The sequence below is a fragment of the Marinobacter segnicrescens genome (assembly GCF_900111555.1).
GTDB classification, from domain to species: Bacteria; Pseudomonadota; Gammaproteobacteria; order Pseudomonadales; family Oleiphilaceae; genus Marinobacter; species Marinobacter segnicrescens.
In genome coordinates this window covers 120,297-147,202 of the sequence record NZ_FOHZ01000007.1, presented here as the reverse complement: position 1 = coordinate 147,202, position 26,906 = coordinate 120,297, and the positions used below count along the sequence as shown (strand labels likewise).

The following is a 26,906-nucleotide window of genomic DNA, read 5'->3' as shown; positions in this document are numbered from 1 at the left end:
CCAGGGGATTTACCAGCTTTGAGTGGTCTTGAATTTCTCCAGAGCAGCTTTCAGGCCGGCGATAATATCGTCGTTGTAGTTCCCTTCAGCGCCGATCTTGTCGAGCAGTTCTTTCTGTTCGGCACGCATCCAGTCCAGGAGCTGCGCTTCGAACTTGACCACTTTCTCGACATCGACGTCGTCCAGGAAGCCTTCGTTAGCTGCGAACAGTACGGTGCCCATTTCCGCAACGGTCATCGGGCTGTACTGGTTCTGCTTCATCAGCTCGGTAACGCGCTGACCGTGCTCGAGCTGCTTACGGGTTGCTTCGTCAAGGTCAGAAGCAAACTGGGCGAAAGCCGCCAGTTCCCGGTACTGAGCCAGGGCCAGACGGATGTTACCGCCGAGCTTCTTCATGATCTTGGTCTGGGCGGAACCACCAACCCGGGATACGGAGATACCGGCGTTCATCGCCGGACGGATACCGGAGTTGAACAGGTTGGTTTCCAGGAAGATCTGACCGTCAGTGATGGAGATCACGTTGGTCGGAACGAACGCAGAAACGTCACCAGCCTGGGTCTCGATGATCGGCAGTGCGGTCAGGGAACCGGTCTGGCCTTTCACTTCACCGTTGGTCAGCTTCTCAACGTAGTCCGCATTGACACGGGACGCACGCTCCAGCAGACGGGAGTGCAGATAGAAAACGTCACCCGGGTAGGCTTCACGGCCCGGCGGACGACGCAGCAGCAGGGAGATCTGGCGATAGGCCACAGCCTGCTTGGACAAGTCATCATAGATGATCAGGGCATCTTCACCACGGTCACGGAAGTACTCGCCCATGGAGGTACCGGAGTACGGAGCCAGGAACTGCATGGATGCAGGATCGGCGGCACCGGCGGCGACCACGATGGTGTGGTCCATGGCGCCATGCTCTTCCAGCTTGCGCACTACGGCAGCAATGGAGGACTGCTTCTGGCCCACTGCCACATAGATACACTTGATGCCAGTGTTCTTCTGGTTGATGATCGCGTCGATGGCGACAGCGGTCTTACCAATCTGACGGTCACCGATGATCAGCTCACGCTGACCGCGACCGATCGGCACCATGGTGTCGATGGCCTTGAGACCAGTCTGAACCGGCTCGTCAACAGACTGACGGGCGATAACGCCGGGCGCCACTTTCTCGACCGGGGAAGTCAGGGACGTACCCAGATCACCCTTGCCGTCGATCGGGTTACCCAGACCGTCAACCACGCGACCCATCAGTTGCGGGCCAACCGGGACTTCCAGGATACGACCGGTACAACGGACTTTCTGGCCCTCGGCCAGGTCTTCGTAGTCACCCAGTACAACCGCACCAACGGAATCGCGCTCCAGGTTCAGAGCCATGCCGAAGGTGCCGTTGGCGAATTCAATCATCTCACCGTACATGACGTCGGCAAGACCGTGGATCAGCACGATACCGTCGGAAACCGACAGAATGGTGCCTTCATTCTTTGCTTCGGAAGAGATATCGAGCTTTTCGATTCTCTTCTTGATGATGTCACTGATCTCGGATGGATTCAGTTGCTGCATGCCTTTGTCCTCAAACCTTGTGCTGAAATCAGGCGCCCAGTGTGTCGGCGAGTTTTTCCAGCTTTCCACGTACAGAGGCGTCGATCACCATGTCGCCGGTGCGTACGATGACGCCGCCGATCAGGGCCTTGTCTGCCTGGGTGGAAAGCGTTACCTGCCGCTCGAGTTTCTTCGACAGGGCCTCGGCCAGTTTCTGTTGCTGTTCTTCCGTCAGCTCAAAGGCTGCGGTGACATCGATCTCGACGGTGCGTTCCAGGTCCGCACGGAACTTGCGGAACAGTTCGGATATTTGCGGAAGCAGCGCGAGACGGCCTCTTTCAGCGAGAATGGCGAAGAAGTTGCGGACCGGTTCGGAAACCTCGGTACCGGCAAATTCGAGAATGATGTCTGCCTTGGTTGACCGGTCGACACCCGGATGCGCGAGAAGCTCTTTCACGTCGCTGTTGGCAGCCACCTGTCCGGCCAGTGTCAGCACCTCGGACCAGTGAGCCAGGGAACCCTGGCTCTCCGCAGTCTCGAAGGCTGCCCGGGCGTAGGGGCGTGCCAGCGTTGTCAGTTCTGCCATGATGAACCTCGTTTAAAGTTCGGCAGCGAGCTTGTCCAGCATCTCGCTGTGTGCGTTGGCATCGACAGATTTTTCCAGGATCTTCTCGGCGCCGGCGACGGCCAGGGCAGCCACTTCAGCCCGCAGGGCATCACGCGCCTTGACACGTTCCTGCTCGATTTCAGCATGGGCCTGATCGATGAGTTTCTGACCCTCGGTGCGAGCCTCGCTCTTGGAGTCTTCGACAATCTGGCTTGCCCGCTTGTTGGCCTGTTCGATCAGGGCAGCGGCTTCTTCCTTCGCGGTGCGCAGTTCCTGGGCGGCCTTTTCCTGAGCCAGCTCAAGGTCCAGCGAAGCGCGGTCTGCAGCAGACAGACCATCGGCTATTTTTTTCTGGCGTGCGTTCATGGCCTCGGTAATCGGAGGCCAGACGTACTTGACGCAGAACCAGACGAAAATAGCGAAGGCAATCGATTGCCCTATCAACGTAAGGTTTATATTCACGGCAATATACCTCTAGCTATTCGTTGCGTCCTGGTGTCCGTAAAATCGGGCGCCGGTCTCTGGCGCCCGTCCTTGACGGCCGAAATTAACCAGCAACAACGAAGATCAGGTACATCGCGATACCAACGCCGATCATGGGTACCGCGTCCAGCAGACCGGCCATGATGAAGGTCTTGGTTTGCAGCTGGTTAGCCATTTCCGGCTGACGTGCAGTGGACTCGAGCAGTTTGCCGCCCAGCAGACCAAAGCCGATACCAGCGCCCAGGGCACCCAGACCGATGATCAGTGCAGCTGCGATAAATACCATTTCCATTGAAGGCTCCTCAGTTTTCTCAGATGGTTAAGGGTTATTGATTGAAAATGTATCAGTGGTCTTCGTGTGCTGCGCTGAGGTAGACCACAGCCAGCGTTGTAAAGATAAAGGCCTGCAGGGTAACAACCAGGATATGGAAGATCGCCCAGGGCACGTTCAGCGTCCACTGGATCCACAGTGGTAGCAGAGCGATAAGGATGAACACAACCTCACCGGCGTACATGTTACCGAATAGCCGCAGTGCGAGGCTGACCGGCTTGATGATCAGCGCGAGCAGTTCCAGCACCAGGTTGAAGGGCACCAGCGCCCAGTGATTAAACGGCGTGAACGACAGTTCCTTGAGGAAGCCACCCGGACCCTTGACCTTGAAGCTGTAGAACAGGATCAACAGGAACACACCGATGGAGATACCGAAAGTGCCATTGGGGTCGGTAGTCGGAACAATCTTGAAGTATTCAAGCCCCATGGCATGGGCGATAGTCGGAATGTAGTCGACCGGGATCAGCTTGAGGGTATTCATCAGCAGGATCCACACGAACATGGTCAGCGCCAGCGGTGCAATCAGAGGATTGTTGCCGTGGAAGACGTCACGGACAATGCCCTGAACAAACTCGACGGTCATCTCAACCATGTTCTGGAGGCCGCCAGGCTGGCCGGATGTGGCCTTCTTCGCGGCAAAGCGGAACAGACCGAGGAACAGCACGCCCATGGCGATAGACCAGCCCATGGTATCCACATGCACGGCCATGAAGCCCATGTCTGCAGCTTCCTGGGCGGTACGGGCCATGGTCCAGGTGGTCTCCTCGACCACGGAACCGTCCGCACGCTCATAGCCTTCAGGCAACTTGCCATAGGTCAGGTTGGTGAGGTGGTGCTTTATATAATCTACTGGGGTATCAGCTGCCATACTGCTTCTCGTCCAGTCATCGCTGTGGTTTTGGCCGCATGAACCAGCGCAGGGCTGCGCCCATCACAACCATCACAGCAAAAGTGAATAACAGAGCCGGCACATGGATCGGCTCCATCAAGTTGAAAACGGCCGCAAAAAAGACTGCGGTAAGGGCGATCTTGATCGACTCCGCCCTGAACAGGTTACCTACCATCCGGGACATGTTCCGTGCCCCTTCAACCTTGTAAACCTGGTAGGCAAACCAGGTGTTTGGCACCAGAAAAATAAGACCGCCAACCAGGGCGGAATAACCGGCCAGAACACCCTGAGTGGCCCACAAGAGGGCCATCACAACGATGGCTGTCGTTTCAATGACCAGCCAGCGGAGCAGCGGCACCCGGTTAAGACGATGTCCGGACTTTGCCATGACTGAAAACCTGCCGCTATTCCAAGCGCGGGAATTATATGTGTTAACCGAAAGCTGTTCAACTCAGGCAGTGCGAAAATCTGGTGGTTTTTTGGCCACTTCAGGCGCCCTTCTGACGCGATTTACACAACTTGTGCCTGATACCACTTCTTATCACGAGATGTGGTATTCCATATGAAAACCTGTTTCAAAAAGGGAAGTGCAAAGCCGGCAAAATAAAATGACGATCAGCGGATGTGGCCCAGGATTCCATCCAGTTCATCGAGCGAACTGTATTCGATAACCAGTTTACCCTTGCCTCGCTGGCCATGATCGATAGAGACCCGGGCGCCGAGACGTTCGGCCAGGTCATCCTGCAACGCCCGGATGTTGGGGTCAACGGCGCCCTTACGGGGCTTCTTTCCGGGTGTTTCGCTCTGTATCCGACGCACCAGCGCTTCCGTCTGACGAACGGACAGGGACTTTGCGACGACCTGCCGGGCAACCTGCAGTTGCTGCTCCGGTGGCAGTGACAGCATGGCGCGGCCATGCCCCATCTCCAGGTCGCCATGCTCAAGCATGATACGCACGTCTTCAGACAGGCCAATCAGGCGCAACAGGTTGGTAATGGTGGTGCGTGACTTGCCGACCGCTTCTGCGACCTCTGCCTGGGTCAGCCCGAACTCGTCCTGGAGGCGTTGCAGGGCAAAGGCTTCCTCGATGGGGTTAAGGTTTTCACGCTGGATATTTTCGATCAGCGCCATGGCGATGGCAGCTTCGTCCGGCACTTCACGGACAATCGCGGGCATGCGGTCCAGTTCCGCAAGCTGGGCAGCACGCCAGCGGCGTTCGCCGGCAATCAGCTCATAGCGGCCTTCCTGGACCGGGCGGACCACCACCGGCTGCATGATACCCTGTTGCCGGATGGAGTCCGCCAGCTCTTGCAGGGCAGCCGGGTCCATATCACGGCGGGGCTGGTAGCGGCCACGCTGGATCAGGTCGATGGGAATCTCCCGCAGTTCGCCATCGTGGCTGCGGGGTTCCTCTTCCAGGTTCACCCGGGAGTTCGCCAGCAGGGCACCGAGACCCCGTTCACCCAATCCTCGTTTCTTTGCCGCCATGGTCGTTGTCATTTATCCACAATGAAGAATTCGTCGGTCGTCAAAGCGCCCTATGTTACACCGCAACGCTGCCCGTCGTCTTGCGGCTGCCATGGCGCCGAACCATCTCACCGGCCAGGGCCAGGTATGCCACCGCACCCTTGGAGGCGCGGTCATACTTCAGGGCGGGCAGTCCGTAACTTGGCGCTTCTGCCAGCCGGACATTGCGGGGGATCACGGCCTTGTAGACCTTGTCGCCGAAGTATTCCGACAGCTGACCAGACACGTCGAGGGTCAGGCTGTTGCGGGGATCGTACATGGTACGAAGGATGCCCTCGATCTGCAGGTCCGGGTTCACCGTTTCCTGGATCTGCTCGATCGTGTTCATCAGGGCCGCCAGGCCCTCCAGGGCGTAGTACTCGCACTGCATGGGAATCAGCACGGTATCTGCAGCGGACAGGGCATTCACGGTCAGCAGATTCAGGGAAGGCGGACAGTCGATCAGGATGTAATCGTAGTTTTCACGAATGGTATTCAGACAAAGCCGCAGCCGGTGTTCGCGGCCGATCTCGTTCATCAGCTCCACTTCCGCCGCCGTGAGATCGCCATTGGCCGGCAGCAGGTCGAAGCCGCCGTTTTCCACCGACACGATTACCTCGCTAGCACCGGCCCGTTTCGTCAGTACGTCATAGCCGGACAGCTGCACACCATTCTTGTCCACGCCACTGCCCATGGTGGCATTCCCCTGGGGGTCCATGTCCACCAACAGTACACGGCGCTTGGTGGCTGCCAGGGAGGCCGCCAGATTGACGCAGGTGGTGGTCTTGCCGACCCCTCCTTTCTGGTTGGTCACGGCGATAACGCGAGCCATGGCTAGCCTCCTGTTGTGGAATCCTGTGGTGCCGATATCCGGCTGATCACCAGCAAATGGCGCTCGCCATCGCAGCCCGGGTAGTCCAGGCGATGGTGTTCGGCCAGCTGCCAGCCTGCTGGCAGGGAAGACACTTCATCATCCGGGAACTGACCTTTCATGGCAAGGAACTGGCCGTCACCCGCCAGCAGGTCTGCGCACCAGGTCACCAGGTTGGGCAGTGCGGTAAAGGCCCGGCTGGTAATTTGCCGGAACCGTTGCGATAGCTCGCAATCCTCGGCACGACCATGAATCACTTCAACGTTATCCAGCCGAAGCTCCAGCTTGCACTGGGTGAGGAAGCGGGTTTTCTTGCTGTTACTGTCCAGCAGGGTGAACTGACGCCCGGGGCAGGCAATCGCCAGGGGAATCCCCGGCAGGCCACCGCCCGCGCCCACGTCCAGTACCCGGTCCGCGCTGAGGAAGGGCACCAGGGTCAGGCTGTCGAGCAATTGCCGGGGCACCATCTGGCGGGGCTCCCGCACAGCAGTGAGATTATACGCCCGGTTCCATTTGTTCAGCAGCGCCAGAAAGGCCAGCAGTTGTTGTTGCTGGCCTGTGGACAAGTCCAGTTCCATGGCGGCCAGTCCATCGGACAATTGCCACTGCCATAATGCTTCGCTCATGCCGGCCCTCCGTCAGGCCGACTGCTTGCGGAGCAGATCCCGCTTTTTCAGGTGCACCAGCAACTGGGAGACCGCGGCCGGGGTTACGCCCTGGATGCGGGAGGCCTGGGCGATGGTTTCCGGGCGCACGTCTTTCAACTTCTGGCGGATCTCGTTAGACAGGCCACCCACCGCATCAAAGTCAAAGTCATCCGGCAGGCGGGTTTCCTCGTTCCGACGCAGGCGCTCGATCTCATCCTCCTGCCGGGAAATATAGCCTTCATACTTGATCTCAATCTCCACCTGCTGCTCAACGTCATCGGCGCCGGCACGCTGACCGCCGATCTCGGCGATCTCGCTATAGCTGATCTCCGGCCGACGCAGCAGCTCCGCCAGGGTATTGTCCCGGTTCATTGGCTGCTTCAGGTAGCCGTCAGCGATCGATGACTGATCCGTGTCCGGATGGATACGGGTGGTTTCCAGGCGCTGGCGCTCAATGGCGATGGCCTCCCGTTTTTCATTGAAGCGCGACCAGCGCGCCTCATCCACCAGGCCCAGGTGATAACCGGCTTCGGTCAGTCGCAGGTCGGCGTTGTCTTCGCGCAGGATCAGACGGTATTCCGCGCGGCTGGTGAACATGCGATAAGGTTCGGAGGTGCCCATGGTGATCAGGTCGTCCACCAGTACGCCGATATAGGCTTCGTCCCGGCGTGGATACCAGGGTTCCTTGTCCTGGGCCTGGAGGGAAGCATTCAGACCCGCGAGCAGGCCCTGGGCGCCAGCCTCTTCATAGCCGGTGGTGCCGTTGATCTGGCCGGCGAAGAACAGGCCGCCAATAAACTTGGTCTCCAGGGTATGACGCAGATCCTGGGGATTCAGGTAATCATACTCAATCGCATAACCCGGACGGGTAATATGGGCGTTCTCGAAACCCGGGATCGAACGCACCGCCGCAATCTGGATATCAAACGGCAGGCTGGTGGAGATACCGTTGGGATAGAGCTCGTGGGTATTCAGCCCCTCCGGCTCCACGAAGATCTGGTGGGAGTCCTTGTCTGCAAACCGATTCACCTTGTCCTCGATGGAGGGACAGTACCGGGGACCCACGCCTTCGATCTCACCGGCAAACATGGGCGAGCGGTCAAAGCCACTGCGGATGATGTCATGGGTTTCGGCAGTGGTGCGGGTGACGTAGCAGCATACCTGACGGGGATGCTGGTCCCGGGAGCCCATAAAGGACATCACCGGCGTCGGGTTGTCACCCCACTGTTCGTCCATCACTGAGAAATCCACCGTGCGGGCGTCAATGCGGGGCGGGGTGCCGGTTTTCAGGCGGCCGACGTTAAAGGGCAGCTCCCGTAAACGTTTTGCCAGCGCATTGGCGGGCGCATCGCCGGCACGACCGCCGGCATGGTTCTGCATGCCGATGTGGATAACGCCACCCAGGAAGGTACCGGTGGTAAGCACAACGGTTTTTGCATTGAAGCGAATGCCGGTGTTGGTAACCACCCCGGTCACCCGGTCGTTTTCCACCACCAGGTCATCGGCAGCCTGCTGGAACAGCATCAGGTTGGGCTGGTTCTCCAGGATCTCACGGATTGCCGCCTTGTACAGCACCCGGTCAGCCTGGGCGCGGGTGGCACGCACCGCCGGACCCTTGCGGCTGTTAAGTACACGGAACTGTATGCCGGCGTGGTCCGTCGCCTTCGCCATGGCGCCGCCGAGGGCGTCGATTTCCTTGACCAGGTGGCTCTTGCCGATGCCACCAATGGCCGGGTTGCAGGACATCTGGCCCAGGGTCTCGATGTTATGGGTCAGCAGCAGTGTCTGCGAGCCCATGCGGGCCGCGGCCAGGGCGGCCTCGGTACCGGCATGGCCACCACCAATGACAATGACGTCGAAACGGGTCGGAAAATCCACAGAATCACCTCGAAAGCGGGGAAAAAATCAGCAGGGCAGTATACCTGCAAGTGCAATGGCTTTGCAGTGTCAGTGGGTAAATTTTAACCAGACAGGACGGGATTGTAGAGGGCGGCTTGGTTGAGGTACGTGAATTTACCTAATTATCCCGGTAATTCATGGGCTTGAAAAAAACTGTTCACAAAACTTTTCAAGAGAGTTATCCACAGAACGACAAGCTCAAAAATGGAACTTTTAAACCTCTTATTTATTGTTTTTAAAGATAAAATTTGAATTTATCAAAAGTTCATTCCCAGATTATCCATGATTTTATCCACAGAATTCCGGGTTAATTGAGACAAGAACCCACCGACACGTCAAAGTACCGCACATCCAGCCCGAAGATGAGCAAGATATGCCATGATGTCATTCGATGGGCCGTTCCGGGCTCTGGGCAGCTGAAAAGGCGCCATTACCGCCAGACCGTTCCGCTTGTTCCTCCTGCTCCAGCTCCCTCTCAACCGCGTTAGCCGACTTGGCAAACCGGGCAAGCAGGTCATACAGCACGGGAATCAGGAACAGGGTCAGGGTAGTGGCAAACACCAGGCCACCAAGGATCACCATACCAATAGCGGCGCGACTCTCTGCACCGGCGCCGGTCGCGATCACCAGGGGCACCGCACCAAACACCGTGGATATGGTGGTCATCAGCACTGGCCGGAAGCGCAGAATCGAGCCTTCCAGGATTGCATCCCGCACGTTATAGCCCTGATCCCGCAACTGGTTGGCGAACTCCACCATCAGAATCCCGTTCTTGGCCATCAGGCCCAGCAGCATCACGATGCCGATCTGGCTGTAGATGTTCAGGCTGATGCCTGACCAGTACAGGGCCATCAACGCGCCGGTGACCGCAAGGGGTACCGTGAGCATGATGATCAGGGGGTGAATCCAGCTTTCAAACTGGGCCGCGAGCACCAGGAAGACGATGATGAACGCCAGGCCAAAGGTCAGGTAGATAGCATTGGAGGACTCCTGGAACTCCTGGCTCAGCCCCTTGTAACTGATCCGGGCTTCCGGGGGCAGGTTGTCAGCTGCCAGGTTGTTCAGGTAATTCAGGGCGCTGCCCAGGTCGTAGCCATCCGCCAACGAGGCGCTGATGACCACCGCCGGCAAGCGATCAATCCGGCGCAGATCCGGGTTGGCGCCGATCTCCTCCATATTTACCAGGGCTGCCAGGGGGATGAGGTCGCCACCCTCCCTCGGCCGCATAAAAATCTGGCTCAGGTCGGACGGTGTCGCCCGGTCCGCATCCGTAGCCTGGACGATCACATCGTATTCCTGTCCCCGGTCCAGGTAGGTCGTCACCTGGCGTGACGCCAGCATGGTCTGCAGGGTCAGGCCCACATCCTCCACGGTGATATCCAGGTCCGCTGCCCGTTCACGGTCAATGGTGACTCGCAGTTCCGGACGGGTCAGCTCGAAATCGGTATCAACGTTGAGAAGCCGGGGGTTTTCCTTCGCCTTGCTGACGATTTCCTCACTCCATTGCTGGACTGCATCATAGTCGGGCCCCGCTACCACGAACTCTACCGGCTGGTTAAACCCCCGTTGGCCAAGACCCGGCGGATTGACCGCAATTACCCGCACCCCGGAAATATCGGACAGCTTGTTACGGATCTCGCTGGTGATCTGCTGCTGCTTTACATCCCGCTGGTCCCATTCCTCCAGGCCCATGATCATGAAAGCATTGTCCTCTTCATCCCGGAAACCGACGATGGACAGCAACCGGTTGGCAATGCCTTCGTCCAGGTAGGGCAGCAGTCTCTCTTCCGCCTGGCGAACGTAGTGGTCAGTGTACTCGACCGTCGACCCCCGGGGTGCGTCGGTCGGCATGATAATCACACCACGATCCTCAATAGGTGCCAGCTCCTGGGGCAGCTTCGGGAAAACCACAACGGCCACGACCAGACCGGCAAGGCCCAGGCCGATGATCAGCCCGGGCTGGCGCAGGGAAAAACGCAGCAGCCGGGAATATCCGTTTGTCAGGCCGTTGAGGGCCTTCTCGCTTGCCGCCCACAGCCGATGGCCTTCAGCGGATTCCGGGCTGTGCCGCAACCACTTGGAGCAAAGCATGGGGGCCAGGGTCAGCGCGACGAAGCTGGAGAAGACCACCGCTGCGGCCAGGGTGAAACCGAACTCGGCAAACAGGCGGCCGATGTTGCCGCCCATGAAGGATATGGGGATAAACACCGCTACCAGGGTCAGCGTGGTTGCGATGATGGCAAAGGCCACCTGCTTGGCGCCACGGAACGATGCCAGTAATGGCGGCTCACCGTTGTCGATGCGACGCTGGATGTTCTCCAGCATGACGATGGCATCATCCACCACCAGGCCGATGGCCAGGATAATGGCCAGCAGGGTGAGCACGTTGATGGAGAAGCCCAGGAAACCCAGCCCGATAAAGGCGCCAATAACGGCTACCGGTATGGTCACCGCGGGAATCAGCGTGGCCCGCCAGGAACGAAGGAACAGGAAAATCACCAGGATCACCAGGGACACCGCAATGGCCAGGGTGGTGATGACCTCCCGGATGGATGCCCGGATAAAAATGGACTCGTCGTAGCTCTCGGCGATGGTTACCTCCGGCGGCAGGGTTTCCCGGATATTCACCAGTTCTTTCCGCACGGCATCGGAGACGGCCACGGTATTGGCCTTGGACTGGCGAATAACGCCCATGCCTATGGCGGTTTCACCGTTCGCCCGCAGGCGACTGACATCCGACTCCACGCCCATCTGCACGTTAGCCACTTCACCTAGCCGTATCAGGTCGTTGTTATCACGGCGCACGACCAGGTTACGGAACTGTTCCACGTCACTGAGGCGTCCCTCGGCACGTACCGTAAAGTTACGGGTGGACGAGTCCACCGACCCCGCCGGTAACTCCACATTATTGGCCCGCAAGGCCCGCTCCACCTCCGCCACGGTAATATTCCGCGCGGCGAGCCGGTCCCTGTCCAGCCATACCCGTATGGCATATCGGCGTTCACCCCCGATACGCACATCGGCCACGCCATCAAGCACTGACAGGCGGTCGACCAAAACCCGGTCCGCGAAGTCACTCAGCTCGGCGCTGTCCCAGACTTGACTGCGCAGGGTTATCCACATCATGGGCCGGGCATCGGAATCGGCCTTCTGGACGACCGGGGCGTCGGCTTCTTCCGGTAGTTGATCCGCAATACGGGATACGGCATCACGTACGTCGTTGGCGGCGATGTCCACATCCCGGGAGATGTTGAACTCAATACTGGTGCGGGATTCACCCTGTTCGGTGGAGGACTCGATTGAACGAATGCCTTCGATGCCACTGATCGCACCTTCTACGATCTGGGTAATCTGGGTATCCACCACTTCCGCAGCCGCGCCGGTGTAATCGGTAGATATGGAGACGATCGGAGGGTCGATGTCGGGGTATTCCCGCACCGGCAGATCCAGCAGGGCAGCAACCCCGAACACCACGATCAGCAGGCTGAGTACCGTGGCAAAGACCGGTCGCTTGATGGACACATCGGACAGCACCATGGATCAGGACTCCATGGCCTGGAAACGGTTATCCGGTATGGCGTTGCCTTCATCCTTGATTTCCACCCGGTCGCCGCTGCTGAGGCGATCCTGGCCGGTAATAATCACCCGGTCACTATCGCTGATACCACTGACCACTTCCACCAGTCCTGGCATGCGCGAGCCCAGTGTTACCCGGGTACGCTGGGCTACGCCGTCTTCGGCGAGAAACACGTACTTGTCGTCACCCCGAATCAGCACCGCCTGTTCCGGAATGACCAACGCTTCGCGCTCGCGCAGGGTCAGGCTTGCGGACATGAACTGGCCGGGGCGTAACCGGCCTTCCGGGTTATCAATCAGAGCCCGCACTGGCAGGGACCGGCTCAGTTCACTGATGCGGGTGCCCAGCTCCACGAGCTCGCCATGGAATATCTCCTCCGGCCACGCCGGGGAGTTACCGCGGACCACCTGGCCCAGGGACACCTGCCCCAGGAAGCGTTCCGGTACCGAGAAGGTGAGCTCCATCTGATCCGTTGCATCCAGCGTAGTGATGGCGGTACCGGGCGTCACATAGGCGCCCACGCTCAGGTCCGATAGACCCAGCACGCCACTGAAGGGAGCGACAATCCGGTGGTTCTCCAGGCGCACACGGGCAGCCTCCCGCTCGGCGAGGGCCACGTCCACCGCGGTACGCAACTCGTCCACCTGGGACTGGGAAATACTGTTGTTGGAACGTAGCCGGTTGGCACGCTCGAACTGGCGACGGGCGTCGGCCAGCTGTGATTCGATAACACGAAGGTCCGCCGTAGCCTGGCGATCATCGAGTTGCAGCAGCAGCTCGCCCTTGTCCACACGCTGGCCGGCCGCCAGGTTATGTTTCACCACGCGGCCGCTGACTTCGGTGGTGAGTTCCACTGCCTCCAGTGCCTGCAGGCTGCCCACTGCGCTGACCTGGTCACGGACCATATCCCGTTCCGGCGATACCACGTTCACCGCACTGGCGGAGGACTGGGTACTTTCTTCGGCACCGGTCCCGGAGTCCATGGAGCGCCAGATCCAGGCGCCACCCACTGCAATTGCCACCAGCACGATGGCGGTCAGCCACTGTTTCCACATAGGAACGACTACCTGTTTACATCAGTTTCAGTTGTTATCCGTATCACCGGTGCGCCTGATGACCAGCACGACTTCTCCCACCGGTATGCCCCACTTGCTCATGGCGGTCTCATTGATCAGGGTGTCCGGTGTCACCAGGTACATCCAGTCATCCATGCGTACATCAATGGTGCCGTCCCCATACGGTACCCGCAGGACATAATTCATGTTGAGGGCGTTGCCGCGCCAGGTCATGAAGCCCGGCTCCACAACGTCCCCGGCCTCTGCACGGTAACCACCGTCTTCCGGGGTGAGGGTCCAGACCCGGGTGTCGACCTCGCCGTCGTCGAACCGGAACACTTCGTCCAGGGTACCGACGCCAGCGTCGTCCCAGCGGGCCTGGATGTCCGCATCAAAGGTACGAATGACTTCACCCGAGAAGTCCTTGACCACTCCCCGGGCGATCAGCGATCCCCGGAAAAACTGATCCGGAACCAGCTCAGGTGCACGATTGCTGTAGTCGTCAATGGACGGACTGGCGCAACCGGCAAGAATGAGTACCGTCAAAAATACCCAGATACGGTGACCGAAACCACCACTACGTGTCGCAAAAACAGGGGTTTGCATAACCTTTACACTCCAACCGGCTGATTGCGAAGACATACGACCCGCACCGGTTGCCGGTTCTGTCGTGACTAACGGGCCTTGAAACTGCGGAGCATCATCCATAGATACCAAATGCCATCCCGGCAAATCTGCAACTTTCTATTTTTAAAGGATTTTAATCGTATTCATTGCGTGAGTTGAGTCATCGAGTCCTACTGGAAGGAGGTTCGAATATGGAAACTCGTTCTCAGGATCTATACCCCAGTCGCCTTGAACGCCCAACCCCGTCATTTGACCGCCTTGACCCGGTGGTGCACAGCACCGGCGCCGTCCGGACCCACGGTCCCCTGAGTGAAACCGACCTGGCCCGGTACGAGCGGGACGGCTTTCTCGCCTTCCCGAACTTCCTCGACCAGGAAACCGTCGCCCGGTTCCGCCAGGACCTGCGGGACTACGAAAATGACCCAGATATCCTGCGTGCGGAAGGCACCATCACCGAACCCGGCAAGCAGGAAATCCGGTCTGTTTTTGGTGTGCACGAGTTATCCGAGCGCTTTGATCGGCTAACCCGGGACCCCGAGATTCTGGACATGGTGCACCAGTTGCTGGGCAGTGAGGCATACATTCACCAGTCCCGGATCAACTTCAAGCCAGGTTTCCATGGCAAGGGCTTTGACTGGCACTCGGATTTCGAAACCTGGCACACTGAGGACGGCATGCCCCGTATGCGTGCGGTCAGCTTCTCCATCGCCCTGACCGACAACACGCCCTTCAATGGTCCCCTGATGCTGATCCCCGGCTCCCACAAGAAGTTCGTCCCCTGCGTCGGTCGCACTCCGGAGGACAACTACCAGCATTCCCTGAAAAAACAGGAACTGGGTGTACCCAACGACCGGGACCTGGCGAAGATGGCAGATGCCCGTGGCATCAAGGCACCCACCGGCCCTGCCGGCTCGCTGATCATTTTCGAGTGCAACACGCTCCATGCCTCCAACGCCAATATGTCACCCTGGCCGCGGAGTAACCTGTTCTTCGTGTTCAACAGTGTGGAGAACCAGCTGGTGGAGCCATTCTGTGGCAACAAGCCGCGTCCGGACTTCCTGGGGAACCGCACCAATACCCGCGCGCTGCAGCCGGTGCGCGAGGACGTGCGCCGAACCTGCTGAATACCCGGGCCACCACACGCCCGTAAACGCAGAAAGGGGAAGCCCGCAGGCTTCCCCTTTCTGTTTCTTTCACTGCCTTTAATTAAGGGCCGACATGGGTGCCGGACGCGGCGTTTCGTCAGTGCTCGGCGGCAGTTCCGGATAACGGACTTCCGGGATATCACCGGTCAGCGTTTTCAGGAACGCGACGATGGACTGTACTTCGTCATCACTCAACTCCGTACCAAGCTGGGCAGTCCCCATCACGGCCACCGCTTCTTCCAGGCTCCAGACTGCGCCGGAATGGAAGTAAGGGGCGGTCAGCTCGATGTTCCGCAAGGGCGCAGCACGGAAAACATATTCGTCAGAGGCCGTTTCGGTGACTGCGAACCGACCCTTGTCCCCTTCCGGCAGGATTTCTGCACCCGGGCGGGTAACAAGCCCGAACGGGTAGTAACCTTCACCTCCGAAGTTGACCCCGCCATGACAGGCGGCACAGCCCTTGTCCATGAAAAGGGCCAGACCCTCCTGCTCTTCCTCGTTGAGCGCGCTGTCATTGCCCCTCAGGAACTGGTCAAACTCTGCGTCTGGTGTGATAAGCGTAGCTTCAAATGCTTCAATGGCAGTGGCCATATTGTCAAAGGTCACCGGATTTTCCTCACCCGGGAAGGCATCTTTGAAACGCTCGACATACTCTGGCATTGATGACAGCGTTGCTACCACACGTTCCGGGGTACTGCTCATTTCCACACCGGCCTGAACCGGGCCCTTGGCCTGTTCAGCCAGATCAGCGGCACGGCCGTCCCAGAACTGGGCACTGTTGAACACCGCATTAAACACGGTGGGAGAGTTACGTGGCCCTTTCTGCCAGCCGTGACCAATGGAGGTCGGCAGGTAGTCATGGCCGCCCATACCCACGTTATGACAGGTGTTACAGCTGATCAGGTGGCTGGAGGACAGGCGCGGTTCAAAGAACAGCATCTTGCCCAGCTCAACCTTGGCAGCAGTGAGTTCGTTGCCGTCAATGACAGGTGGATATTTGGGTACGGCACTGAACATGGTCGACGCACGGTCTCTCAATTCACTGTTAGCCAGGGCAGCCTGGGCCCCGGTCATGAGTCCCGCGGTCAGCATTATAGCGGTGGATAGTTTCATTGCAGCTCTCCCTCTTCCCGGACCATTACCAAGGTTTCATAAACATAGTAGCAATGCCCCGGGTTCTCCAGAACGGGATTCAACCCGTATCGACGGGAAAATTGACTTAACACAAAAAAGGGGCTGCCAAGCCCCTTAATCGAACCGTTTTAGTCAGTTACCACTATTGCTGATCACGAAAACGCTGGATAAACGCGTCAGATTCGGCAATGGCGTCTTCCATCTCCCGGATCAGGGAGTCCACATCTTGCCGGATCCGGCCGAGCTCACTCTCCAGCGCAGCAATGGCCTGGGCATTGAGGTTATGCTTGAGGAACAGCATCTGATCCTCGAATGCCTGCAACACCGGCTCCATCCGGTCTTCAGCATCGTGCATCCGGGCCATCAACTGATCGTAGTGGCGGCGGGTTTCCACAAGTTTCTGTTCGCTGGAACGACGCAGGGACTGGCTTTCGTAACGACCCAGTTCATCCTCCCACTCTTCAAACAGGGCACCAGCCACGTCTTCCACGGAGTCAATCCGGTCGCGTACATCTTCGGCTGCTGCTTCGCTATCGCCATAGGCATCCCGAACCTCCTCGTACTTCTCCTTCAGGGGTGTATCCGGTGTATCCACCACACTCTGAAACCGTTCCAGGGATGAACGGAACGTCTCCTGCGCCTCGTCCTGCGAATCCCGGGCATTCTCGACCCGGTCCACCAGTATGTCTCGTTTCTCAAAGCCCAGTTTTTCCATGGTGTTGTAATACACGGTACTGCAACCGGTCAGGGCAAGCAGCAAGCACAGCGCCACCGTGGGACGAATTGAACCAAGGACGGTACTTGAACGGAAAGGGATGAACGCCGCTGGGAACATGAACGGACTCCAGTAGGGGGATATGTCCAGCTATGCTAGCGTGCCCGGGCATGGAGGGGAAACATGGAACACTGAAACAAAAAAGGGGTAGCCCGAAGGCCGCCCCCTTTGCTCTGCATCTTTGGTCTCAGGTTGCCTGGAACCCTCAGAAACCCACCGTTGCTGACAGCCATAGCCTGCGGCCGTCTTCAATCGTACCGTCAATCGAACGGCCAGACTGAATGTAGCTGGAAACGAAGGCCTCCTCCCCGTTCCCGTTGAGGTAGCGCTCGCCTTCCGTAAAGTCCTTGTCAAACAGATTGTAGATGGCTGCATTCAACGTAATATTCTCGGCTGCCTGGTAGGAGCCCCCCAGGTGGAATACGGAATAGCCTTTCAGATCGCCAACCTGATCGTCGATCAGCTTGTTTGCCGGGGACAGGTTCTCGTACTTGTCGGTAAAACGCTCACGCTTGCTGCGGTATTCCCCCTTGAACCACAGATCCAGAGCGGGGGTCGCCTGCCAGTTAATGGCAGCATTCACCAGGTGTTCCGGAGTATTGGTCAAGGGGGCGCCCTTGTTCTCTCCGCTCTTCTGTTCACTATCAGTGAATGTGTAGTTACCGGACACGCTCCACTCGGGCGCAAATTGCCAGCTGCTACCCAGTTCGATTCCACGGGTTTCGGCTTTGCCTATGTTGATCTGTTGTGTGAAGTCTTCCTGAGTAAAGCCTGGACCGTAGCTGATGCAGCCGGGGAGACCAGGATCGTCTTCGGCAAAACAGTTGGGGATCGGAGTCCCGGAATCGATTTTGTCTTTAAAGCGGTTATGGAAGACCGTCACATTGGCCTTAAAACCGTCCAGGTTGTCGTAGTACGCGCCCAACTCGGTGTTAGTGGTAATTTCCGGCTCCAGATCCGGGTTACCGAATGCAATCGTGCTTCCCTGACCACTGACGGAGGAGATGCCATCGTGCAGATCGTTCACCGACGGCGCTCGGAAACCACGGCTGACACCGCCCTTGAACGTCCACTGACTCAGAGGGTTCCATACCAGGTAGGCCCGCGGACTGACCTGGCCGTCAAAACCATCGTATTTTTCGTGCCGGGCACCGAGAGTCAGGTAAAGGTCGTCGGTCAGGCTCCATTCGTCTTCCAGGAATACGGCCCAGGAGGTGCGCTCGAAGTCTTCACCGGCAATACCGTCGGTCACTTCCGCGTCCCAGTACTGACCACCCACGGTAACGATATGCGACTCACCCAGCGGGGTGACGAACTTGCTGTCCAGCACCAGGTCCCTGGATTCCAGGGTACGTTCGTCACCTGCGACCATGTAATCGAATGGCGCGGCATAGGCATCACCCCGGGTACCAGGAATGGTCCGGCCCAGCGTTTCAGTCTTGTTATGGGTAAGGGTGCTGGTCAACGTACCGAGTTGGAAACGACCGGTATGGCCGAGCGCTACCTGATCGCGGTAGAAACGCAGTTCATCGTCGTAGCCGTTAATCTTGTCCGGATCAACATCCAGACAGCCCGCCGTGTTACTGCCACCTTCATACCCATCGAGATTTCCCAACTGACAGTCATCGTTGTTATACACCTGACGGCCACGCTCAAAATCCAGATACAGATCGTGATTGCTGGTCGGCGCCAGGGTCAGACGAGAGCCGATGCTATAAGTACGACCTTCAACGGGAGCAGCTCCCCGTCGGTTGACAATGCTACCGTCCTCGAACCGCAAATCTGACTCACCACGATCATAAACACGGCCTCGAACCTGCAGTCCCAGCATGCCCTCGACCAAAGGACCGGTGGTGAAAAACTCGGTTGTGGTGTCGTTACCGAATTCGCGATCTTCCTGCAGGGTTTGCTGAACGGTAACGGAGCCGGTCCATTCATCAGCGACATTCCTGGTAATGATGTTAATCACACCGCCCATGGCATCAGAGCCGTACAAGGTCGACATCGGGCCGCGGATTACCTCAATCCGTTCGATCGCAGACAGGGGTGGTATAAAGCTGGTGGCGGTTTCACCGAAACCATTGGGAGTAACATTGCCGCCGGTGTTCTGACGACGGCCGTCAACCAGAATCAGGGTATATTCGCTGGGCAGCCCCCGGATACTGATGTTCAGGCCACCGGTTTTTCCAGTCCCCTGGCGAATGTCGACGCCTTCAACGCCGTCCAGCGCTTCCGCAATATTGCTGAACGCCCGGGAACTCAATTGCTCCTGAGTGATGACACTGATACTTGCAGGGGCATCGGTGACCTTCTGCTCGAAACCAGAGGCCGAAACCACCAGTTCATCAAGTTCTATTGGCTGGGCGGTAGCTTGCAGACTGATACCCGAGGTAGCAAACGCGACAGCGCTTGCCAGAAGAGAAGGTCGAGTGAACATGGTGGCTCCTGAATGATGTCTGGATCAATTTTCAGGAGCAAATGATAATAATTATTAATTAAGGTTAACAGGTCAGATTCCGGGACGATGCGTGCTATTTAATGGCACATGTCACGAGCTATTTGCCGATGCAAAAACTACTGAAGATCTTGCCCAGCAAGTCGTCCGAGGTCATGGCCCCGGTGATTTCACCCAGGGCATCCTGGGCGGTACGGAGGTCTTCCGCCAACAGCTCACCGGCACCATAACCCTGCAATTGTTCCTGTCCCGTCCTGAGGGAGGTAAGCGCCCGTTCCAGGGCATCGAGGTGACGACGCCGCGCGAGGAAGCCGCCTTCCGTCGTCGTAGCAAAGCCCATGCACTGCTTGAGGTGATCCCGCAATACCTCAAGCCCTTCCGCCGACTTGGCCGCAAGTCGGATAACCGGCGCCGATTCATGGGGTTCTGCGGAGATGCCCACGGTTTCCCCGGAAAGGTCCACTTTGTTCCGGATGACCGTTACCGGTGCACTATCTGGCAACTGGTCAATAAAGTCCGGCCAGATGGCATGGGGTTCGGTTTCTGCCGTGGTGGTTGCATCCACCATTAACAGGATACGGTCAGCCTGGCGGATTTCCTCCCAGGCCCGGGCAATGCCAATCTGTTCCACCTCGTCCGGGCTATCACGCAGGCCGGCGGTATCAATGATATGCAGCGGCATACCATCGATGTGGATATGCTCCCTCAGAACATCCCGGGTTGTACCCTCAATGGCGGTGACGATGGCCGCTTCCCGGCCGGCAAGGGCATTGAGCAGGCTGGACTTGCCGGCATTGGGGCGTCCCGCGATGACGACTTTCATACCGTCACGAAGCAGGCTGCCCTGGTGGGCCTCCGCAAGGATCTTCTCAAGGTCCGCCAGAATCTGTTCCAGGTCGGCCGCAACCTTGCCGTCAGCGAGGAAGTCGATCTCCTCTTCAGGAAAATCGATCGCCGCTTCCACATAAATGCGTAGATGGGTGACCGAATCCACAAGCTCGTTGATCCGGCGGGAAAAGACTCCCTGCAACGATTGCACGGCAGACCTTGCTGCCTGCTCGGAACTGCTCTCGATCAGGTCCGCAATCGCTTCGGCCTGCGCCAGGTCGAGCTTGTCATTGAGAAAGGCCCGTTCGGAAAATTCCCCGGGACGTGCCAGGCGTGCCCCCAGTTCACAGACCCGCCTGAGCAGCAGGTCGAGGATGACTGTGCCGCCATGGCCCTGGAGTTCCAGCACATCCTCGCCGGTGAAGGAGTGCGGATTGGGGAAGAACAGACCAATCCCTTCATCGATCAGCTGGCCGTTGTTGTCGAGGAAGGGACCGTAGTGGGCGTACCGGGGTTTTGGTTCAAAGCCCAGAATTGACGAAGCAATGGCCCTGACGCCCGGGCCGGAGACACGCACGATACCGACGCCCGCCTGGCCGGGTGCCGTGGCAATCGCTGTGATGGTTTCAGTTATACCTTGCACGCTTTCCTCCGATACAAACAAAGCGGGGCTCCCTGAGGAGCCCCGCTTTGTTGGTGACATAGACCCGGCCTGTCAGGCCTTTCGTGTCGCCATCTCTGACTCGATCTTCCGAGTAATGTACCACTGCTGGGCAATGGACAGAATGTTGTTGGTGAGCCAGTACAGTACCAGACCGGCCGGGAACCACAGGAAGAACACGGTGAAGATAATCGGCATCAGCTTCATGATCTTGGCCTGCATGGGGTCCGGTGGTGTCGGGTTCAGGTGCATCTGCAACATCATGCTCGCACCCATCAGGATCGGCAGGATGAAATAGGGGTCCATCTGGGACAGATCCTGGATCCACAACATGAACGGGGCATGGCGCAGCTGCACACTCTCGAACAGTACCCAGTACAGGGCAATGAATACCGGCATTTGCACCAGGATGGGTAAACAGCCACCAAGAGGATTGATTTTCTCCTTCTTGTACAGGGCCATCATTTCCTGGGACATGCGCTGACGGTCATCGCCGTAGAGTTCACGCAAACGGGTCAGCTGTGGTGCCACCGCCCGCATACGAGCCATTGAGCGGTAACTGGTTGCAGACAGTTTGAAGAAGACGGCCTTCACCACCACAGTAAGCAGGATGATGGACACACCCCAGTTGCCGACCAGGCTGTGGATCCAGTCCATGAAGATGAACAGTGGCAGCGAAATAAAGAACAGGAAGCCGAAGTCGACGGTGCGGTCCAGGTTCGGCGCCACGCCTTCCAGGCGTTCGATAATTTTCGGACCGACGTAGATACGGGCGCCGGCACGCCCGGTCTCGCCGGGTTCAATGACAGTGGCCGGGCTGACAAAACCCATCACATTGAGGTTACCACGACGGGTGGTCTGGAACTGGTGCGTCTGGTCCCGTGGCGGAATCCAGGCGGAAATGAAATAGTGCTGCAAAAACGCCAGCCAGCCATTGGTCACAGGCTGGTTGATGCGATCATCTTCCAGGTCGGAGAAATCAAACTTCTCGTAGGGATCTTCCGGTGAGCTGATGACCAGGCCCAGGAAGGCACGGATGCCCATGCTGTTCTGTGCGGTCGGGTCGGGCGCTTCATCGCGCACGATCTTGCCGGTGAAGTTGCCTTGCCAGGGTTGCTCGGAACGGTTGTCGATGAGGTATTCCACATCGATTTCATAGCTGTTCCGGGAAAGGCTATAGCGCTTGATAACGGCAATACCTTGTTCGGTCTGGTACCTCAGATCAACCTGGAGGGAATCCTGGCCATCCTCAAGGGTGATTTCACGGTTGTCGACCTGATAGACCGGAGGCTCACCATTGCGGCGACTGTCGAACCCATTTTGACCAATCATCCCGCTTTCCAGGAAATAGGTGCGGTTATCCGAGGTCTGAAGTACACGAAGAGGCTCTGCACTATCGAGGGTTCGATCGTAGTCCAGCAGAGACGCTTCCACCAGATTGCCACCAATACGATCAATCTTCAGTTCCAGCACGTCGGTTCTCACCGTTACCACGCGGTCACTTGCAGAAAGGTCCGAAGGAGTTGCGGTGGTAGCGTCACCCGGAGCAGAGAATTCATCAACGGTGGCGCTGTCTGTTGAGCCACTGCTGTCAGGAAGGGACATTTCATCATCGGTGGCGGCATCGCGCAGGTTGGCAGTTTGCTCCTCGACAGCGACGGGCTCGGCAGGCTGGTTGTAATCCTCGTTCCAGGCAAGAACCATCAGGTAGCTGACAATGGCAAGACCGGCAAATAATACGATGCGCTGAATGTCCATAAACTTAGTCTGCAGTTGGGTTGGCTTTTATTGGTGTGGTGGACCGGTCTGTACCGGGCACCGGGTCATATCCGTGTGTGCCCCAGGGATGACAGTGTGACAGTCGGCGTGCTGTCAGCAGAGCACCTTTCCACGAGCCATGGGTTTCGATAGCTTCGAGTGCATAGGTAGAACAGCTGGGGATATGGCGGCAGTGACTGGCCATCATCGGACTGATGGCGTAACGATAGACTTGGATGGGGATGACCAGGAGAGATCGCATAGTGCCTATCCTGACCGGTTCAGACCGGTATCGTTACCAGGTGACTTCCTGGCCAGCTTTTGCCAGATGTCGTTCAGTGCGCGGTGCAGGACCTGGTTGTCCTGACCTGCCAGGTTCTGGCGGCCGAGAACGACAATGTCCAGGGAACCCAGATCGTCACGATGACGAAAGGTTTCTCTGACCAGGCGTTTGACCCGGTTTCGCTGAACAGCATGCCTGAGATTCCGTTTCGAGAAAATCAGACCGAGTCTGGGTCGCCCAAGGGAATTCGGGGACGCCAGAATCAGGAAGTGCCGGTGGGGTACTCGCACCTGTACGTCGTTGAAAACGCCTGAATAATCTGCAGGTCGAAGCAAACGGGACGTCTTGGGAAACGAGTGATCCCCCACACTGAAATCCGGATCAGGCTGACAGACGTGCGCGGCCTTTGGCGCGGCGACGTGAGATCACCTTGCGGCCGTTGGCTGTGGCCATGCGGGCACGGAAACCGTGAACACGCTTACGCTTCAGGACGCTCGGTTGAAACGTTCTTTTCATGATTACGCTCTCATAAATCGGTGGTTGATCTGCAGTAATTGGCTGCAAAATGAACAGTCAAAACAGGAGCGGCATTCTAAGCAAATCGTCAGGGGATTTCAATGCTTTCCGGTTGGGGTTTGACAGAGCTCTGGCAGTGAGAAGCCGGAGGGTAGTCCGGGGATGCCTGGCGGATTCGGTAATAACTTAAATAGGTCTTTCTGATTCTTTTAAATCTTTTCTGTAATTACTGTTATTAGGCACCAGCTTTTCTGTGGACAGGTAAGGAAAAGGGCCCTAAATCAACAAACTGAACTATGGGTAAGACTGTAGGTAGGTGGGCTTGGAGGCTGTGGATGAAGACAGTATGAAATGGGGAAAAGTCGTCCGATGCCGAAAAATCGATCTTATCCCGGATTCGTCCCGTGTTGGTGAACAGGGTTGCGGACAGGTGGTGAACAGGTATCTGTGGATAAGTATTTGCAACTGATTTTCTGTACACAACCGTGTGTGTAAGATTGTAAAAAATTGATAAAAAAAGAGAAAACTTTCCACAGGGTGTTCATGGTCGCAAGTTTCGGGCTTTTCCTGAGGGCAGTGGAGGGGTAGAATTTCCGGTCCCGTGATTCGTCGAAACGCAGGCGTATCCCATTTCTGATCCATCAGCATCGGAGGCAGGCGGTCGTGCCGCAGAGTATCTGGCATCAATGTCTTGAAGTACTCCGGGATGAGTTTCCGGCACAACAGTTCAATACCTGGCTAAGACCGCTTCAGCCGCAGCTGGATGAGGGCAACCTGGTGCTCTTTGCCCCTAACCGATTCGTGATGGACTGGGTCAACCAGAAATACCTGCGTCGTATAGAAGAGGTGATCAAGGATCTGGAAGGGGGGCAGGCACCCCGGGTAAACATGAAAGTTGGTTCCGCCTCGAAACTGTCGGGGCCAGGCAATGAGGGGGTTGGCGGCGTAACTGCGGCCAAGGCCCGCGCGGCTGTGACGTCCGGAACGGGTCAGGTGCCTCGCTCAATTCCGGTCGGTGAGGACAATTCCGGTCCCGTTACCGAGGAAGAGAAAGGGGTGGCTGCGTCGGTGCCGTCGTCCAGTCCGAAACGTTCGTCTGTCCAGGTGGAAGGAGACATCAAACACCAGTCTTTTCTCAACGAAGGATTCACCTTCGATACCTTCGTTGAAGGCAAGTCGAACCAACTGGCCCGGGCGGCATCCATGCAGGTGGCAGAAAACCCTGGTGGTGCCTATAACCCCCTGTTTCTCTACGGTGGGGTTGGCCTTGGTAAAACCCACCTGATGCACGCCATCGGAAACGAGATCGTTCGTCGAAATCCAGGGGCCAAGGTCGCGTACCTGCGTTCCGAACGTTTCGTCGCGGACATGGTCAAGGCGTTGCAGTTGAACGCCATTAATGAGTTCAAGCGCTACTATCGTTCGGTTGATGCATTGCTGATTGATGATATCCAGTTCTTTGCCCGCAAGGAGCGCTCCCAGGAGGAGTTTTTCCACACCTTCAATGCCTTGTTGGAAGGTGGGCAGCAGGTTATCGTTACCTGTGACCGGTTTCCCAAGGAAATTACGGACATGGAAGAGCGCCTGAAGTCCCGGTTCGGGTGGGGGCTGACGGTCATGGTGGAACCGCCGGAGCTGGAAACCCGTGTGGCCATCCTTATGAAGAAGGCCGAGCAGGCCAAGGTGCGACTGAGCAGCGAGGCTGCCTTTTTTATCGCCCAGAAAATCCGCTCCAATGTGCGGGAGCTTGAGGGGGCACTGCGCCTGGTGATTGCCAATGCCCACTTTACCGGATCGGAGATAACGCCGCCCTTTATCCGGGAGAGCCTTAAGGACCTGCTTGCGCTCCACGAAAAGCAGGTCAGTATCGACAATATCCAGCGCACGGTCGCGGAGTACTACAAAATCAAGGTGGCGGATCTGTTGTCCAAGCGCCGGACCCGTACCGTTACCCGGCCCCGGCAGATGGCTATGGCGCTGTCCAAGGAACTCACCAATCACAGTCTGCCGGAAATCGGCGATGCCTTTGGTGGCCGCGACCATACCACCGTCCTGCATGCCTGCAAGAAGATTGTTGAGCTGCGGGAAAGTGACCCGGGCATCCGGGAGGATTATCAGAATTTCATGCGTCTGCTGACCAGCTGACGTTGAGTGAATGATCGGAATACAGCCACAGGAACGTTGAGTGACATGAAACTGACCATCAGCCGAGAAGCCCTGCTCACGCCACTCCAGTCCATCGCCGGTGTCGTGGAGCGCAAGCAGACCATGCCAGTGCTTTCCAACGTCCTGTTGGTTGCCGAGGACAATCACCTGACCCTCACAGGCACCAATATGGAAGTGGAGCTCGTGGCCAGGGTAACGCCGGTTCATGTAGACCAGCCCGGGGCGATTACCGTGCCGGCCAGGAAACTGTCGGATATCTGTCGGGCCCTGGGAGATGAAGCTCCCATCGAGCTTGCCCTGGAGGGTGACCGCCTTCATCTTCGTTGTGGCGCCAGTCACTTTACGCTTTCAACCCTGCCGGCGCAGCACTTTCCCAACGTTGAAGATGAGGAGGCCAGTGTACGCCTGGATGTTCCCCAGAAAGAGCTGGGCCGGATGTTGGAAGCGACTGCGTTTGCCATGGCACAGCAGGACGTTCGTTACTACCTGAACGGCCTTTTGCTGGAGGTTTCTCCCGAATTCCTGCGCACGGTAGCGACCGATGGACACCGCTTGGCGATGGCCCATTTCGATATGGCGACCGGCGTTGACGAAGATCGACAGGTCATTGTGCCCCGCAAGGGTGTTCTTGAACTGGCCCGTTTGCTGGATGACGTCGAGGCGCCGGCAACCCTGGTGATCGGAGATAACCATCTGAGGGTTACGGTAGGAAGCTATACATTTACCTCCAAGCTCATTGAGGGCAAGTTCCCGGACTATAACCGTGTGATTCCCCGCGGTGGTGACAAGGTCGTGCTGGCTGACCGCTCGACACTCAAGAATACCCTGCAACGGGCGGGCATCCTGTCCCACGAGAATATCCGTGGTGTTCGCCTGCATTTGTCCCCGGACAAACTGGAAGTGTTCGCCAATAACCCGGACCAGGAACAGGCGGAAGATGCGCTTTCGGTTGAGTACCAGGGAGAAGCGCTTCAGATCGGGTTTAACGTGGGCTACCTTGTGGATGTCATGAATGCCCTGGATGATGATCAGGTACGGATCACATTGTCCAATCCAAACAGTAGTGCACTGATCGAGTCGGACAGTGATAGCCGCAGTCTTTACGTCGTCATGCCGATGCGATTGTAGCAGCCGCGCGAGCGCACTTTATAAAAGGAGGT

24 protein-coding genes are annotated in these 26,906 nt (G+C 57.7%); 3 read left to right on the top strand and 21 right to left on the bottom strand.

Annotated features, from left to right (window positions below; all coding sequences use genetic code 11):
• Window positions 1–9: 9 nt before the first annotated feature.
• The 13 genes from atpA to BM036_RS09360 form a co-directional block, all read right to left on the bottom strand.
• Window positions 10–1,554: a F0F1 ATP synthase subunit alpha gene (gene atpA / locus BM036_RS09420; protein ID WP_091850843.1), complete on the bottom strand. Its 1,545-nt coding sequence runs from the start codon at window positions 1,552–1,554 to the stop codon at window positions 10–12.
• Window positions 1,555–1,582: 28 nt separating this feature from the next.
• Window positions 1,583–2,119, bottom strand: a complete 537-nt coding sequence (locus tag BM036_RS09415; RefSeq protein ID WP_091850840.1) for a F0F1 ATP synthase subunit delta — start codon at window positions 2,117–2,119, stop codon at window positions 1,583–1,585.
• 12 nt (window positions 2,120–2,131) lie between these two features.
• Window positions 2,132–2,602 carry a F0F1 ATP synthase subunit B gene (locus BM036_RS09410; RefSeq protein ID WP_091850837.1) on the bottom strand — a complete coding sequence of 157 codons (471 nt, stop codon included), beginning with the start codon at window positions 2,600–2,602 and terminating at the stop codon, window positions 2,132–2,134.
• A gap of 85 nt (window positions 2,603–2,687) precedes the next feature.
• Entirely contained in the window at window positions 2,688–2,915 is a 228-nt protein-coding gene (gene atpE, locus BM036_RS09405; RefSeq protein ID WP_091850834.1) for a F0F1 ATP synthase subunit C, read from the bottom strand.
• Window positions 2,916–2,967: 52 nt separating this feature from the next.
• Entirely contained in the window at window positions 2,968–3,822 is an 855-nt protein-coding gene (gene atpB, locus BM036_RS09400) for a F0F1 ATP synthase subunit A (RefSeq protein WP_091850832.1), read from the bottom strand.
• A gap of 16 nt (window positions 3,823–3,838) precedes the next feature.
• Window positions 3,839–4,231: an ATP synthase subunit I gene (locus BM036_RS09395; protein ID WP_091850829.1), complete on the bottom strand. Its 393-nt coding sequence runs from the start codon at window positions 4,229–4,231 to the stop codon at window positions 3,839–3,841.
• Window positions 4,232–4,458: 227 nt separating this feature from the next.
• Complete coding sequence (locus tag BM036_RS09390; protein ID WP_091850826.1) at window positions 4,459–5,331, bottom strand: ParB/RepB/Spo0J family partition protein; 873 nt, start codon at window positions 5,329–5,331, stop codon at window positions 4,459–4,461.
• 55 nt (window positions 5,332–5,386) lie between these two features.
• Window positions 5,387–6,181: a ParA family protein gene (locus BM036_RS09385; protein WP_091850824.1), complete on the bottom strand. Its 795-nt coding sequence runs from the start codon at window positions 6,179–6,181 to the stop codon at window positions 5,387–5,389.
• A 2-nt stretch (window positions 6,182–6,183) separates the two neighbouring features.
• Window positions 6,184–6,846, bottom strand: coding sequence for a 16S rRNA (guanine(527)-N(7))-methyltransferase RsmG (gene rsmG / locus BM036_RS09380; protein ID WP_091850821.1), 663 nt, complete (start codon window positions 6,844–6,846; stop codon window positions 6,184–6,186).
• 12 nt (window positions 6,847–6,858) lie between these two features.
• Window positions 6,859–8,745, bottom strand: a complete 1,887-nt coding sequence (mnmG, locus tag BM036_RS09375; protein WP_091850818.1) for a tRNA uridine-5-carboxymethylaminomethyl(34) synthesis enzyme MnmG — start codon at window positions 8,743–8,745, stop codon at window positions 6,859–6,861.
• 405 nt (window positions 8,746–9,150) lie between these two features.
• Window positions 9,151–12,303 (bottom strand): efflux RND transporter permease subunit, encoded by a 3,153-nt coding sequence (locus tag BM036_RS09370; RefSeq protein WP_091850815.1) that lies wholly within the window; start codon window positions 12,301–12,303, stop codon window positions 9,151–9,153.
• Window positions 12,304–12,306: 3 nt separating this feature from the next.
• Complete coding sequence (locus BM036_RS09365) at window positions 12,307–13,398, bottom strand: efflux RND transporter periplasmic adaptor subunit (RefSeq protein WP_091850812.1); 1,092 nt, start codon at window positions 13,396–13,398, stop codon at window positions 12,307–12,309.
• Window positions 13,399–13,425: 27 nt separating this feature from the next.
• Window positions 13,426–14,004 carry a DUF3833 domain-containing protein gene (locus tag BM036_RS09360; protein WP_091850809.1) on the bottom strand — a complete coding sequence of 193 codons (579 nt, stop codon included), beginning with the start codon at window positions 14,002–14,004 and terminating at the stop codon, window positions 13,426–13,428.
• Window positions 14,005–14,216: 212 nt separating this feature from the next.
• Between BM036_RS09360 and thpD the strand changes: the two genes are divergently transcribed.
• Window positions 14,217–15,149, top strand: a complete 933-nt coding sequence (gene thpD / locus BM036_RS09355; RefSeq protein ID WP_091850806.1) for an ectoine hydroxylase — start codon at window positions 14,217–14,219, stop codon at window positions 15,147–15,149.
• A 78-nt stretch (window positions 15,150–15,227) separates the two neighbouring features.
• Here thpD and BM036_RS09350 read toward each other — a convergent pair whose 3' ends face one another.
• From BM036_RS09350 to rpmH, 8 genes are all read right to left on the bottom strand, one after another.
• Complete coding sequence (locus BM036_RS09350) at window positions 15,228–16,283, bottom strand: cytochrome-c peroxidase (RefSeq protein WP_091850804.1); 1,056 nt, start codon at window positions 16,281–16,283, stop codon at window positions 15,228–15,230.
• Window positions 16,284–16,446: 163 nt separating this feature from the next.
• Window positions 16,447–17,139, bottom strand: a complete 693-nt coding sequence (locus tag BM036_RS09345) for a DUF2959 domain-containing protein (protein ID WP_091850801.1) — start codon at window positions 17,137–17,139, stop codon at window positions 16,447–16,449.
• Window positions 17,140–17,284: 145 nt separating this feature from the next.
• The gene (locus BM036_RS09340) at window positions 17,285–19,516 is read right to left on the bottom strand and encodes a TonB-dependent receptor domain-containing protein (protein WP_091850799.1); all 2,232 of its coding nucleotides are present in this window, start codon (window positions 19,514–19,516) and stop codon (window positions 17,285–17,287) included.
• A gap of 118 nt (window positions 19,517–19,634) precedes the next feature.
• Window positions 19,635–21,005, bottom strand: coding sequence for a tRNA uridine-5-carboxymethylaminomethyl(34) synthesis GTPase MnmE (gene mnmE, locus BM036_RS09335; RefSeq protein ID WP_091851020.1), 1,371 nt, complete (start codon window positions 21,003–21,005; stop codon window positions 19,635–19,637).
• 72 nt (window positions 21,006–21,077) lie between these two features.
• Window positions 21,078–22,781 carry a membrane protein insertase YidC gene (gene yidC / locus BM036_RS09330; protein ID WP_091850797.1) on the bottom strand — a complete coding sequence of 568 codons (1,704 nt, stop codon included), beginning with the start codon at window positions 22,779–22,781 and terminating at the stop codon, window positions 21,078–21,080.
• Between the two features lie 4 nt (window positions 22,782–22,785).
• Window positions 22,786–23,043: a membrane protein insertion efficiency factor YidD gene (gene yidD / locus BM036_RS09325; protein ID WP_091850796.1), complete on the bottom strand. Its 258-nt coding sequence runs from the start codon at window positions 23,041–23,043 to the stop codon at window positions 22,786–22,788.
• A gap of 5 nt (window positions 23,044–23,048) precedes the next feature.
• Window positions 23,049–23,432 (bottom strand): ribonuclease P protein component, encoded by a 384-nt coding sequence (rnpA, locus tag BM036_RS09320; RefSeq protein ID WP_091850794.1) that lies wholly within the window; start codon window positions 23,430–23,432, stop codon window positions 23,049–23,051.
• A gap of 13 nt (window positions 23,433–23,445) precedes the next feature.
• Entirely contained in the window at window positions 23,446–23,580 is a 135-nt protein-coding gene (gene rpmH, locus BM036_RS09315; protein WP_008172542.1) for a 50S ribosomal protein L34, read from the bottom strand.
• 663 nt (window positions 23,581–24,243) lie between these two features.
• On the opposite strand from rpmH, the gene dnaA reads away from it, so the two are divergent.
• The gene (dnaA, locus tag BM036_RS09310; protein ID WP_091850792.1) at window positions 24,244–25,725 is read left to right on the top strand and encodes a chromosomal replication initiator protein DnaA; all 1,482 of its coding nucleotides are present in this window, start codon (window positions 24,244–24,246) and stop codon (window positions 25,723–25,725) included.
• A gap of 45 nt (window positions 25,726–25,770) precedes the next feature.
• Window positions 25,771–26,874: a DNA polymerase III subunit beta gene (dnaN, locus tag BM036_RS09305; RefSeq protein WP_091850790.1), complete on the top strand. Its 1,104-nt coding sequence runs from the start codon at window positions 25,771–25,773 to the stop codon at window positions 26,872–26,874.
• Window positions 26,875–26,906: the final 32 nt, after the last annotated feature.